Genomic DNA, 12,241 nt, shown 5'->3' with positions numbered 1-12,241 from the left:
CAAGCCTGCTATTACACGCCACAGGCTCGGCTCAGCCCCGTCAAGCTCGACGAGCACAGGTATTACACGTTCAGTTGAACGGCTACCTCTTGAGCCACTTCGATGAAAACTCGCATCGCTGCGCTCTGAAAGGCATCCTTGCGCCGCATCAGGACTGCGGTGCGTTGCAAGCGCTCGGGCTCCAGTGCGATAGCCACCAGATCATCATGGGCCAACGCGATTTTGGCAGGCAATAAAGTCGATAGATTGGTTCTGCGAACAATTTCGATCACGGCGCCGAGGGCATTGGCCTCCATCTGCACCTGAGGGTGAATCGCGTGTTTGCGGAAGTAGCGGTCGATTTGTTCGCGGGTTGCAAACTCTGGACTGAGCAGAATCAGGGATTCAGCATTCAGGTCCTGCAATCCAATGGACCGCTCCTCGGCCAAGCGGTGTTTGCGACTTACCACCAAGGCGAGGGTTTCGTTCAGCAAGGGGATGGCATCAATGTTCGGTGTATTTATTTCATCGAACGCGATTCCGGCGTCCAACTCGCCTGCCAAAAGCAGCTCCTCAATGCGCTCCTGGGAAATCTCCTTCAGATTGAGGGTAATTCCAGAGTACCGGGAGTGAAATGCTTCGATTACCGGCCCTACCAGATAGGTCGTGAACGTCGGCGTCACGGCCAGGCGCAATGAGCCGCGGGTGAGGTCGCTCACATCATGGATGGCGCTTTTGGCCTCCCGCAGTTGCTGATAAGCACGGCGCGCATACAGAAGATAGACGTCCCCCGCGTCAGTCAGACGGGTGGTGCGTCCTGAGCGGTCGAACAACTGGGCTCCAAGGCTTTCTTCCAACTGCCTCACTTGCTGCGAAAGGGCCGGCTGAGAGACGTGCAGCGCCGCCGCGGCCTTCGTAAAACTGAGATGTTCCGCCACCGCGAGGAAATATTGGACGTGTCGAGCAAGCATGGTTTTGACCATAAGGTAATCTGATCTATCTCATAATAAATGAGACTTTTACCTTATGTAACGCGTTGCTTAGTCTTTGTTTCACACCCGCGACATTGAGACAGCAACCATGAAAGCGATCATCGACGGTTTTCTGAAATTCCAAAAAAACGCCTTCCCTGAGCGGGCCAAACTGTTCAAGGACCTGGCCAATCAGCAGAACCCGAGAGCGCTGTTCATCTCCTGTTCTGATAGCCGCTTGGTGCCGGAGCTGGTCACCCAGCGCGAGCCAGGCGATCTGTTTGTCATTCGAAATGCCGGCAATATCGTGCCGTCGTATGGGCCGGAGCCGGGCGGCGTTTCGGCCTCCGTTGAATACGCAGTCGCCGCACTTCAGGTCGCAGACATCGTGGTATGCGGCCACTCAGACTGCGGCGCGATGACCGCCGTGGCCACCTGCAAGTGCCTGGATCACATGCCTGCCGTCGCCGGATGGCTCCGTTACGCCGACTCGGCCAAGGTCGTCAACGAAGCCCGCAAACACCCGGATCTGCCGAGCAAAGTAGCGTCCATGGTGCGCGAAAACGTCATCGCGCAGTTGGCCAACATCCAGACACACCCATCCGTTCGCCTGGCTCTCGAAGAAGGCCGCCTGACCCTGCATGGTTGGGTCTATGACATCGAGAGCGGGCGTATCGACGCCTTCGATGGCCGTACCGGGATCTTCGTGTCCCTCGCCGAGAACCCCGAAGTACAAGCCAGGCACGTTGCCTGAAGCCTGTACCTGCACCGTTGCTAACCCAGGAGATACGCCATGATCCAGACTCAAGCCACCCGCACCGCTCGCCAGGAGCTGACTGAAACCATCATTCTGGCCAAGGCTCGCAAAGACCTGTCCTTCGCCGAGATCGTTGACGGCACCGGCTTGTCCGAAGCCTTCGTCACTGCTGCCTTGCTCGGCCAGCATCCGCTGCCTGCCAGCGCCGCCAATGTCGTGGGCAGGAAACTCGACCTCGATGCCGATCAGATCGCCTTGCTGCAATCGATGCCAATTCGCGGCAGCTTTTTTGACGGCGTACCGTCCGACCCGACCATCTACCGTTTCTACGAGATGATCTCGGTATACGGCACCACCCTCAAAGCTCTGGTTCACGAAAAGTTCGGCGACGGCATCATCAGTGCCATCAACTTCAAGCTGGACATCAAGAAAGTCGAAGATCCGGAGGGCGGCCATCGCGCCGTGATCACCCTGGACGGCAAGTACCTGCCTACCAAGCCCTTCTGATGCAAGTCAGCCCGGCGTCTGGCGGCGACCGGGCTACACCCGAAACCTTTATCACGACTGAGCACAAATTGAGTGCTTTGGCCTTCTCACGCCTTCATTACAGGTGATTGCTATGAAACGGTTACTCGTCTTATTCCTGGCCTGCCTTGGCTCTGTCGCCATGGCCGATGAACAGGATACTCGGGCTGCGCAAGTTACAGTCGAGCCCTATCAATACGCTCAGAAACTGGATATCGCGCACATTGTGGCGATGACGCCGATACCCAATATCTGCGATGTAGTGCCGGTGCAGATGACTTACGACGACTCCAGAGGCGATCGGCACATCATGGAGTACCAGGTTATAGGGACGGGCTGTACCAATTGACGCCTCTGCCGCCGACTCCCCTGGCGCTCGATCACTCGGCGCCGGGGGAGGGGGCTCAAACATCCGCCGACCCCTGTGCCTTTTGAGAACAATATCCTTCGCTACCTGCACCTCGCGCCAAGCTTTGCTGCTTCTATTCGGACGGTATTCTGGAAAAAGAAACAGATTTGTTTTTCTGATAAAAAATCTGTTTCCTTTTTCGCGGGTGAACTCAAAATCGTGGCTTGTCCCAGCTTCACGTTATCCCTTTCGAAAAACGGTTCAGTCGTACGCTGACTTTCAGGAGAGATCCATCAGAGCCTTATCAATAGTTCGACCCAGTGGCGGTCGAATCGCTTCTGGCGAGAAAACACTTGAAGTTCGTCGTTGGCATCCAGATCTAGATCCCGCCGAGGATCTGCTGATTGTCGAAAACAAACGATTTCTCCACGCCGACGGAGACGAAGATGCTGACGGTATCGCTGTCGCAATCGTGCGCGTTAAAGTCGTGCGTCCTTTCCTCCTGGCTGACATGGAAGCAGCCTGTGCAAGCTATTTTGAAGAGGGCTGGTTAGCCTGGGAGCTGAGTCACGTGAGGCCAGTCGCACACCCTGCCATTGTCCGCGCGGCAAGGGGGATATACGAAGTAGATTTTCTTCTTCCAGGCAAGTACTGAAATATGAGCAAGTTGGGCTTGCGCAGACGCGATGCTGGACCACTGCTCAGCGGCAAACGGGCGGCAGTGAATATGTGTCTCATCCAGTCAGCACGCGAAGGAAAAAGAGGACCAAGTAAGCCCCAGTTCTTTAAGGCACAGGGATGATGCAATCAGGAAGTAGCCATAACGATGATTTTGGTTGTTGAAGGTATCAGCGCCAGCGGGAAAACCACGTGGTGCACCAAGCATGGGGGGCCGCATGTCATTCCTGAAAACGGCCGTTTTGAAAACGAGCCGGATCGAAAGCTGGATCCGGCGGGAGCAGCCGCTTTTTGGGCAGAGCGAAACGTGGACCGCTGGCAAGCGGCGCTGGCCATGGAAGAGATTTCTTCGTGGGCTTTGTGTGACAGTGATCCTCTCAAGCTCCACTATATCTGGAGCCTTTGGCAGATCGGCGAGGCGAGCGAACAAGACTGGCGAACAGAGTTGGACGCCACAAGAGAAACTATTTCACAAGGCCGTATTGGCTTCGCTGACCATTACATCATTGGCTGCATAGAACCTCAGCTCGCCCGCGAGCGAGCCAAAGCGGACACGACCCGGCGCCGGAGTAGATTCGAGTTACACGTACGCCTGCAACACGCTCTGCTGACTTGGTATTCAGCCATGAGTGAAGTGCTTCCCGGAACCGTGCGATTTGGCTTTCCTTCAGAAATGCCCACCTTGAAAAACGTTGATCGAAGGTGTTCGGTGGAGGCCTTTGATCGAATGATCGCGTCGCTCCCGCAACCGCCTCACTTCTCATAGCGAGACGAAGCTTTATTGAAAGTTAAGCGGATCGACGCACCTGCCAGATTGGATTCATTAATGCGGAGTGGCCCGTGTGGACGCCGCTCTGGCACTTGGGTTAGCTTGCGTATCCGTTTATTTTGGGCTCCACAACCATGACTGATCGTCAGATCATTGTTCCAGATGCCATGAGATTGCTCTGCGAGCAGGCTGGTTATGCACCAGCGGTAAAGGTAGGAAAAACCCTTTACTGCGCTGGTCAGGTAGGCCGGACGCCGGACTTATCAGTTATCGAAGACCCCGAACAGCAGTTTTTGGCTGCATGGGAAAATCTCCGGATCGTCTTGAAAGCCGGCGGTTGCGAATTTGAAGATGTCGTCGAAATGACAACCTATCACGTCGATATGCACCGCCACATGCCGATTTTCAGACGCGTGAAAGATGAGGTCTTTCCCAGGAGTACATGTGCATGGACATGCATAGGTGTCAGTGAACTGGCTCGCCCCGGCCTTCTCGTGGAGATCAAATGCGTCGCTGTAGAGCGATAGCTTTTCTGATAGGCGCCTGATCTTGGATGGAGGTCTATCTATGCGGCAGTAGATCCGGAAAAAATGGGACAGACTTTTCTCTGATAATAAATCTGTCTTCTTTTTTCGTTGTAGATCGAACGTGCTGCTTATGGAGAGTTCGTCCGGCTGTGGAGCCGAGGGGCTTCGAGCAACAGCGACCGGGTCAAGTGTTCTGTGACCATTTCAAACCACACAAACTTACCGGCCAGGCTCCGTTGCGAAGCCTTTACGAGGCAGAAGGCGAAGAAGCTTCGGCTTGATCTTGAGGATTTACACCTTCACTGAGCAGCAGCTACCGACCCATAGCAGGCTTTGGATCCAGCAAAGATTGACCGACCCGATGCAATGATAAGAAAGGCGTTGGATGATGCCGGCGTTGTGCGCACAATCCTAATAATCGGACGTTTTACAATGACGCAGCAGCTACCATCGTATTCATCCGGACAACATTTATGATCAGCGTTTTACCAATGAATGAACTCAATAGGCTGGCGGTGACGGCGGAAGCGGAGGGTTTGGCGCTGAGCGAGATTGTCCCTATTTGTGAAAGGTACTGCGTTGCCCCCACAGACGTCCTGAACGAACTATCCATTGCGGTTGCGGAATGCTATCTGGATGGGTCGCTTACCTACGCATTTTGTGATGGAGTATGAACGGGATCATAAATGCGATAGTTGACCTGAGCGTCACTGGGGTCATGCCACAGCCCGCCTTTTCGCTTTACCAAGCATTCGATGAAGGTGAGTGGTTACGCAGTGAAGACCCACCGGGGACTGATGCCGGTGCGAAATACACGAAGCCTGTGGTCGTGGAAATAATGCGTGTCCTGAAGGCGAGCTCAGAGGTTGGTTGACCACTTTGTTTAGCTTGGAAAATACGGTACAGACTTATTTTTTTGATAATAAATCTGTCCCGTTTTTCGAAACAAGCCGTCGTTCACTCCTGTGGATAAGGCGCTTCATCTGTCGACTGATGCCAAATAGAGCCATGGGCTCGGCTGAGCTCGACGGAATATCTGTTGCACAACATCTCGATGGCAGATTTATCAAGCGCCTGATCTGAAGAGGAAATCGCCCCACCACAGGTCAGGTACAGGTACAACGCACACAGCGCCTCCAGCCTCGACGAGTCGGACTGCACGGTAAACCTAGAGCCATCTACCTCGCTCGCTTGGATTTCTATGCAAGGGTCATCGCTCTCCCTGTCTTTCACATACAGGCATGTCCAGGAGCGGTTGTTCACAGGGTATGAATTACCCTCTGTGTCTACGTTTCGCCCAGGGCCATATAGCATATCCAGGAAGCACCTGAAGTCGGGTCGTTCGCTAACGACGGTCACTGTGTACATCGATTCTCCTCAGCCTCGTGCGTATCGTCGGCTACAGGTCAACTGTTCGCCAGCCACTCCCTGTCAAATCCAAAACGGGCGCCTTAAGCGCCCATAATCCCTTAACGTCCAACCTGTTCCTGAAGCCGCCGCCCAATCACCTCCAGCAAATCACACCCATCCCGCAACGGAATCACCAAAAGCTGCGCGAAATCTGAAAGCACCACCGTATCGCTGGCAATCTCGGAGCGAAACGCGATGTTTTCCAATACCTGGGTCACCGTGCGGATACGGTAATCGGCAGTTGCGTGCAGCACGTCAAGCGGTGCCTGGGTATCGATGAGCAGGGCGGCTGGGGTGCAGTCGATGCCGGTGATGGGGATGTATCTCTGCATGGGATTGCTCCATTTGGTTAGAGGGCTTATCCGATACGCAGGTCGCCAAACCTGATCACCATGGTTGGCGACGGGACTGACTATAGATTTGCGCCCACAAGACGAACAAGGTGAGAGATTCCGACGCCTTCGTAGGAATCATGAGAATTCTCCAAGGAAACCAATCGACGTGATCCATTTCCGTAGGACCAATTGCTCACGCCGGAGAAAACCCCACCCGACCCCTGAGCCCTCCCGACATCGGGTATTCTCCGCCCCCTGAAACACCATCCCGGCCCGAGGCGTTCCGATCGTCTCCCAGCCCCTCGAACGGTCTGCAAAACAACGCACCAGGAGGCATGCATGTTGATAGGACATCGGTTCGAGCGCACCGCGCAGGGTGACTTGCACATCCATTCGCGCAACGTGGTGCAGAGCTTGGTCGTATGGGTGATAGGGGCGTTGGCCTTTATCTTGCCGATGGCGTTTGCCGTGTTCGTGATGGTTGATGGGGCCTCGTCGATGGCTGAGGTGCATCCACTGTCCGCTCTATTGATGGTGCTGCTGTGGCTGCTGATTCCTGCCCTTGGCCTGCTGCTGGTGGTGTACACCGGCGTCCACGAGACGTTGGTGTTGTCGCGGGTCGACGGCGAAGGCAAGCGCCTGACCCGTAACTTTTTCGGGCGCCGCGAGCGTGTGCAATCGGTCTTTCGGATCGAGGCGGCCAAATCCCTCGAACTGCGTCGCTTCCCGCAGGTTGAGCGAGCCCGCACCCAGCTGTGGCTGATACTGCGCGATGGCACCGCGCATCGCCTGACCACCGACAACGTTCCGGTGGTGCCGGGCAGTCAACGCACGGACCTGTGGCTGCGGGAGCTGGCCGACTACCTGGGCGTGGCGTTGCCCAACGAGGTCGTCGAGGGGGCGGCGCCGGTTGTGAAGGTGCCCTACAGGCCAACTCCGGCCCCTACCAGCGGCAAGGCGGTGAGGGCAGCCCGTCAGCGCCGGGAAAGCGGCGACACTCCTTCGCCTGAGCCAGTCGAGAAACTGGGCTTGCCCGCACGAGCCTTGCTCACACTGTTGGGCGCCTTCTTTGCGGTGCTGGAACTGACCAACGTCATGACCTTGGTGCCGGCCATTTTTACCGGACGGCTGCGCGTCAGTGGTTTTCGAACGGGCTCGACGACGTTTTACTGGGCCGAGCAACCGCTCAGTTTTTCTTTCAACTTGCTGGTGGGTATCGCTGAGGGCGTGATCGTCGGCTTTATTGCCTGGGGTTGCCTGCGCGTGGCGATCCAGGGGCGCATGAATGCCAAGCCTTAAGGGCAGTGTCTAAGGAAACAGGCGTTGGAAACGATGTTGCTTCGAGTGGGTGAGCTGGAAGAACCCAGCCTCGCCGAAGGCACCTGGCTGGATGAGCACTGCCTGGGCTTTCTGGAGAAAGCGATGGCCGGGCTGATGGGGGAGACGCATTGACCACAAGGGGCATTGCGCTGATGCTTGCGCAGGCTGCGCCATCGAATGGGCGCGGCCCGCCAGGCTCTTGATCGGGCCGGTCCATTCACAGAACCGAGGGAACCTATGCCTGTGACTGTTCGTGTCGCCGTTGCGGACGACGCACAACACCTGCCCGCCATCGAGGCGTCCGCCGCCCTGGCGTTCGGAAGCATTGATGAGTTGAGCTGGGTGGCGCAGTCGCCGCCGATGTCCGTCGAGCGACATCGCCAGCTCATTGCGCTATCGACATGCTGGGTCGCCCTCGATGACGAAAGCGCGCCGCAAGGGTTTCTCAGTGCCGAGCGCTACGGCGAGGCTCTTCATATCCATGAGATATCCGTCGCGCGGCCCTGGCAGGGCCGGGGCGTGGGGCGGCGTCTGATAGAGGTTGCCCAGGAGCATGCCCGCTCCAACGGGCTGCATCTGGTCACCCTCACGACATTCATCGACGTGCCCTGGAATGCCCCGTTTTATGCCCGCATGGGTTTCCAGGCTCAAGCCACCCAAGACCTGCAGCCGCGACTGGCGGCCCTGTTGAGCGCCGAATACCAACGCGGATACGCTCCGGGCAGCCGCTGTGCAATGGTCTGGTCAGTCACCTGAAGACGATTTTTCAAATACCTGCAACGGAGACAAGCATGGAACGCGACAACGACAGCAGCGCCTACATCACCACGACACAAGCGCTGGAAAGCCTCTATGGCGCCGTCGCGACGCCCTCGCTGCTCAAGGAAGTCGACCATATCCATCCGGTCTACCAGCCCTTCATCGAAGCGGCTTGCTTCGTGATCCTCGCTTCCTCGGGGCCCGGCGGGCTGGATGCATCCCCGAGGGGCGACGCGCCGGGATTCGTTCATGTCCATGACAGCAAGACGCTGTATCTGCCCGACCGGCGCGGCAACAACCGTATCGATTCGCTGCGAAATATTGTCGAGGATCCCCGGGTCGCGCTGCTTTTCCTGGTGCCGGGCGTGGGGGAAACCTTGCGGGTGAACGGTACGGCCAGGATATCGGTCGAGCCCGGGCTGCTGGCCCGGTTCGAGGTGAAAGGGCAGCGCCCTCGGACCGTTCTGGAAGTCACCGTTTCCTGCGTCTATTTCCAGTGCAGCAGGGCGGTGGTCAGGGCAGGGTTATGGGATAGGGAGCGACAGGTCGAGCGCAGCGCCTTGCCCTCGGCAGGCGAAGTGTTCAAACGCATCTGTCCTGCCAAGGTTGATGGCGATGCTTACGACAAGGCCCTGCCGGAGCGTGTCGCCAATACGCTTTATTGAGCGATTGACACTGCACTCGATACCCGGCTCGATAAGGCCTGGGTAGCGCCTGTTGTTTGTTCCTGATGACCTTCGGACACTATGACTGTGTAACGACGATGAGCGGTTTATGTCGGGCCGATACTTTTGTGTTGGTTGCCGGCCAGGTCATCGTGAAAAACTAAATTGACAGGGTGCTGCCGGAGGATTGACAGGCGTAGAAGGTGATCAACTCATCATGCCCAAAGGAGGCTGAACCGCCTCCTTTGGCACCGCCATTCAGACCCCGGCAACCGCCTCGCGCACGAAATCTTCATAGGTGCGCAGCGGGTGGCCGATAAGGGTCTGGAGTCGTTCTACCGTCCCTTCGGCTGCCCGCATGCCGTCTGCCTGGATTCCCTCCATCATCAAGCGCATGTCATAGGCCAGCCAGGCGGGCCCGTGTGACGCCAGTTGCCCTTCGAAAGCGACCACGTCATCCCCTCCATAAGCGACTTCGCGACCCAGCACGGCGCTCCAGATCTTCGCCACGCTAGCACCGGTAAGCGCTTGCGGCCCGATCAATTCCAGCGTGAGCCTATCCAGCGCGGCAGCGGCCTTGTCGCGGCGCAACAGCTCGGCCACGGCGACATCGGCGATATCCCGCGCATCGATCATGCAGACGCCCGCCGCACCGATGGGCATCGGGTACACCGAATAGTCCTGGATCGTCTGTTGGACCATGCGATCGTTCTGCATGAAATACGCCGGTCGCAGGATGGTGGCGGGGATGTCGAGACGCTCGATCATGCGCTCGACCGTATATTTGCCGGTGAAATGCGGGACATTGCTGAACGTGTCGGCGTGAATCACCGACAGGTAGACGATGCGCTCGATGCCGGCCTCGCGAGCGAGGTTCAGTGTCATGAGGGCCTGGGTGACCTCATCGGGCGTCACGGCATTGAGCAGGAACAGCGTACGCACTGACGACAGCGCGGTGCGCATCGATGCGACATCAGTGAGGTCGGCGACGACTTCGGTGACGCCGGCCGGGAACGCCCGTTTGCCCGCTTGGCGCACGAGGGCCTTGACCTCGACGTTCGCGTTGGCCAGGCCCTGGGTGACGAGTGAACCGATGGTGCCCGTGGCACCGATGACGAGAATGCTCATTTTGACGCTCCTGTAGTGGGTCAGTGGAGCCGCGTTGACGGCGCTGCTCTGGACGCTTCGAACAAGTTCGATGTGCAGAAGGTATTCCGTTGCACTTGAAAAACGAAGACGGCAGAATCCAGACACCTCGTTTCAAAAACGGAACACCATGAACCTGAATGCGTTGCTGGATTTCTTTCTGGTCGCCACCCATGAGGGGTTGGGGAAGGCCAGCCGCGCGAGCGGTATCCCCAAGGCCACCCTGTCGCGGCGTATTGCGGAGCTTGAAGAGCAACTGGGGGTGCGGCTGATCGAGCGTAGCGCCCGCGGCCTGAAACTCACCGAAGCCGGCCAGGGCCTTATGGCTCGGGCCGAGGGGCCACTGGGTGAAGTGGCCGAAGCCATGACGGCAGCTCGGGAAGGCGTTTCGACACCTCGTGGCCGCTTGCGGGTCGCGGCCCCCGTGCTGTTCTCCCAGCTCGCGATGGGACGCATCGGAGCGCAATTCTGTAGGGCCTACCCGCAGGTCGAGATTGAAGTCGTGGCGGAAGATCGGAAGGTGGATCTGGTGGAGGAGCAATTCGATGTCGCCATCCGGATCAACCCGAGTCCGGACAGCAATCTGGTCGGCCGCTGCTTCGCCAGGGACCGGTTGGTGGTCGTGGCCGCGCCGGGCATACCCAAGCCCATGCCCGGGGACGTCAGGGTGGTTCCCGGCATCGTGACCTCGACCTTCCAGCCCACCCAGTGGGTTCTCGATGGTGGGCAGTTGGTCCTGGAGCCGAACCCGAACATGCGATTCTCCTCCTTCTTGATGGTCCGGGATGCCGCTGTGGCCGGTGGCGGTGCAGCGCTCATTCCACAATCCATCGCCTGGAACCAGCTTGCCCGTGGCGAGTTGGTTCAGTGGGGCACGATGGTGGGCGCCGAACCGGCGCTTTGGGTCTTGCATACCTCCAGGCGTCTTGCGCCCCCCAAGGTTCGCGCATTCGTGGACTTCATCTGCGCCCGATACCCGGACCTTTCCCTGACTTTCGAAGGCACCGAGAAGTCTTCAGCCTGACTGTGGCGAGCCGCCGATTCGAGAAACGTCGCCGTCCGCGACTGCATCGACTTGTCGATCACTTGTCCCGCGACCCGGTTTCATGAGGCTTGCCGAAGCACGATGAGCCGATGCGCAGGCTCGACGGTACGCGGTGACTACCTGGGCTGGGCGTACCGGCGCTGGATGCGCTCCAGCTCGCCCGAGCGGCGCAGTTGCTCCAGGGCGCGGGCCCAGGCGGCGACGACGCTGTCATCCGAGTCGCGGCTGAAGGCGATGTACAGCGAGGATCGATAGAGTTCGACAGGCACCTGCCGCAACAGGCCAGGCGGGATTTTCAACTGACGGCTGTAGTAAGCCATGCCCGCCGGGGTATCGCCGACGATGATCTCCGTTCGCCCGGCCAGGAGCATGCGGTAGAGCTGCAGGCTTCCGGTGGCGCTCTTGTCCAGATTCCTGAAGCCGCGTGATTGCAGCACTTCGGGAATCAGGCCGGCATTGCGTGTGGTGATCTGGGGCGCCTGCAACAGTTGCTCCAGTGTATTGACCGGTTGCTGTGCACTGGCCAGTTGATAGGGGTAAATGGATTCCTCGACGATCGGCCCGACCCACTTGTACAGCGGTTCGCGTTCGGCGGTACGGAACATGGAATACAAGATGGTCTTCGGCCGGGTCTTCAAGACCCGTGAACTGCGCATGCTGGGCAGCACTTCGATGGGGAAGTCGTCTGCGGTCAACGTCATGATGGCCCGGACGATTTCCGTGGTCATGCCCGTCAGTTGATTGTTTTCCAGATAGTTGTACGGCGCCCACTCTTCGGTGACGACCAGGTACGACTCGGCCCTGACCGGCGTGCCGAGCAGTAGGCAGAGCAGCGCAACGGCGAATATGGAATATTTCAAGTGTTCTGCCTGGTGGCCTGGTCGGTATTCAAGAGCGCAGCTGACTGAAGGGACAAACTCAGTATAGACCCTGGAATGTCGCCAGACAGGCGCCCTGCCGCGATGGCGCCTATCCAATCATTCTCCCATCGCCAACCTGGCCGGAC

At 58.1% G+C, this 12,241-nt stretch carries 15 protein-coding genes; 11 read left to right on the top strand and 4 right to left on the bottom strand.

Annotated elements, in window-relative coordinates; genetic code table 11:
- Nucleotides 1-62 precede the first annotated feature (62 nt).
- Nucleotides 63-950, bottom strand: a complete 888-nt coding sequence (gene cynR, locus BT179_RS07130) for a transcriptional regulator CynR (RefSeq protein ID WP_072430725.1) — start codon at nucleotides 948-950, stop codon at nucleotides 63-65.
- 109 nt (nucleotides 951-1,059) lie between these two features.
- On the opposite strand from cynR, the gene BT179_RS07125 reads away from it, so the two are divergent.
- From BT179_RS07125 to BT179_RS07100, 6 genes are all read left to right on the top strand, one after another.
- Nucleotides 1,060-1,704 (top strand): carbonic anhydrase, encoded by a 645-nt coding sequence (locus BT179_RS07125; protein ID WP_072430611.1) that lies wholly within the window; start codon nucleotides 1,060-1,062, stop codon nucleotides 1,702-1,704.
- 39 nt (nucleotides 1,705-1,743) lie between these two features.
- On the top strand, nucleotides 1,744-2,214 hold the full coding sequence (gene cynS / locus BT179_RS07120) for a cyanase (RefSeq protein ID WP_063320589.1): 471 nt from the start codon (nucleotides 1,744-1,746) through the stop codon (nucleotides 2,212-2,214).
- 112 nt (nucleotides 2,215-2,326) lie between these two features.
- On the top strand, nucleotides 2,327-2,581 hold the full coding sequence (locus BT179_RS07115) for a DUF2790 domain-containing protein (RefSeq protein ID WP_072399126.1): 255 nt from the start codon (nucleotides 2,327-2,329) through the stop codon (nucleotides 2,579-2,581).
- A 205-nt stretch (nucleotides 2,582-2,786) separates the two neighbouring features.
- Nucleotides 2,787-3,236, top strand: a complete 450-nt coding sequence (locus BT179_RS07110; RefSeq protein ID WP_231991135.1) for an ASCH domain-containing protein — start codon at nucleotides 2,787-2,789, stop codon at nucleotides 3,234-3,236.
- Between the two features lie 171 nt (nucleotides 3,237-3,407).
- Nucleotides 3,408-4,025: a hypothetical protein gene (locus BT179_RS07105; protein WP_072430610.1), complete on the top strand. Its 618-nt coding sequence runs from the start codon at nucleotides 3,408-3,410 to the stop codon at nucleotides 4,023-4,025.
- A 137-nt stretch (nucleotides 4,026-4,162) separates the two neighbouring features.
- Nucleotides 4,163-4,555: a RidA family protein gene (locus BT179_RS07100; RefSeq protein ID WP_072430609.1), complete on the top strand. Its 393-nt coding sequence runs from the start codon at nucleotides 4,163-4,165 to the stop codon at nucleotides 4,553-4,555.
- A 1,469-nt stretch (nucleotides 4,556-6,024) separates the two neighbouring features.
- Here BT179_RS07100 and BT179_RS07080 read toward each other — a convergent pair.
- Nucleotides 6,025-6,297, bottom strand: a complete 273-nt coding sequence (locus BT179_RS07080) for a hypothetical protein (RefSeq protein WP_072430605.1) — start codon at nucleotides 6,295-6,297, stop codon at nucleotides 6,025-6,027.
- A 342-nt stretch (nucleotides 6,298-6,639) separates the two neighbouring features.
- Between BT179_RS07080 and BT179_RS07075 the strand changes: the two genes are divergently transcribed.
- The 4 genes from BT179_RS07075 (at nucleotide 6,640) to BT179_RS07065 (ending at nucleotide 9,044) form a co-directional block, all read left to right on the top strand.
- Complete coding sequence (locus BT179_RS07075) at nucleotides 6,640-7,599, top strand: hypothetical protein (RefSeq protein WP_072430604.1); 960 nt, start codon at nucleotides 6,640-6,642, stop codon at nucleotides 7,597-7,599.
- Nucleotides 7,600-7,623: 24 nt separating this feature from the next.
- On the top strand, nucleotides 7,624-7,752 hold the full coding sequence (locus tag BT179_RS26965; RefSeq protein ID WP_256343832.1) for a hypothetical protein: 129 nt from the start codon (nucleotides 7,624-7,626) through the stop codon (nucleotides 7,750-7,752).
- 105 nt (nucleotides 7,753-7,857) lie between these two features.
- Nucleotides 7,858-8,376, top strand: a complete 519-nt coding sequence (locus BT179_RS07070) for a GNAT family N-acetyltransferase (protein ID WP_072430603.1) — start codon at nucleotides 7,858-7,860, stop codon at nucleotides 8,374-8,376.
- Between the two features lie 35 nt (nucleotides 8,377-8,411).
- Nucleotides 8,412-9,044 (top strand): pyridoxamine 5'-phosphate oxidase family protein, encoded by a 633-nt coding sequence (locus tag BT179_RS07065; protein ID WP_072430602.1) that lies wholly within the window; start codon nucleotides 8,412-8,414, stop codon nucleotides 9,042-9,044.
- Between the two features lie 258 nt (nucleotides 9,045-9,302).
- On the opposite strand, the gene BT179_RS07060 is transcribed toward BT179_RS07065, so the two are convergent.
- Nucleotides 9,303-10,172: an NmrA family NAD(P)-binding protein gene (locus tag BT179_RS07060; RefSeq protein ID WP_072430601.1), complete on the bottom strand. Its 870-nt coding sequence runs from the start codon at nucleotides 10,170-10,172 to the stop codon at nucleotides 9,303-9,305.
- 148 nt (nucleotides 10,173-10,320) lie between these two features.
- Here BT179_RS07060 and BT179_RS07055 point away from each other — a divergent pair, with 148 nt between their 5' ends.
- Complete coding sequence (locus tag BT179_RS07055; RefSeq protein WP_072399107.1) at nucleotides 10,321-11,214, top strand: LysR family transcriptional regulator; 894 nt, start codon at nucleotides 10,321-10,323, stop codon at nucleotides 11,212-11,214.
- A 137-nt stretch (nucleotides 11,215-11,351) separates the two neighbouring features.
- On the opposite strand, the gene BT179_RS07050 is transcribed toward BT179_RS07055, so the two are convergent.
- The gene (locus tag BT179_RS07050; protein ID WP_072399105.1) at nucleotides 11,352-12,095 is read right to left on the bottom strand and encodes a substrate-binding periplasmic protein; all 744 of its coding nucleotides are present in this window, start codon (nucleotides 12,093-12,095) and stop codon (nucleotides 11,352-11,354) included.
- Nucleotides 12,096-12,241: the final 146 nt, after the last annotated feature.

This window comes from Pseudomonas sp. NFACC43 (assembly GCF_900119645.1).
GTDB lineage: Bacteria > Pseudomonadota > Gammaproteobacteria > Pseudomonadales > Pseudomonadaceae > Aquipseudomonas.
The sequence above is the reverse complement of the archived record's forward strand: the minus strand, read 5'-3'. Positions and strand labels throughout refer to the sequence as shown.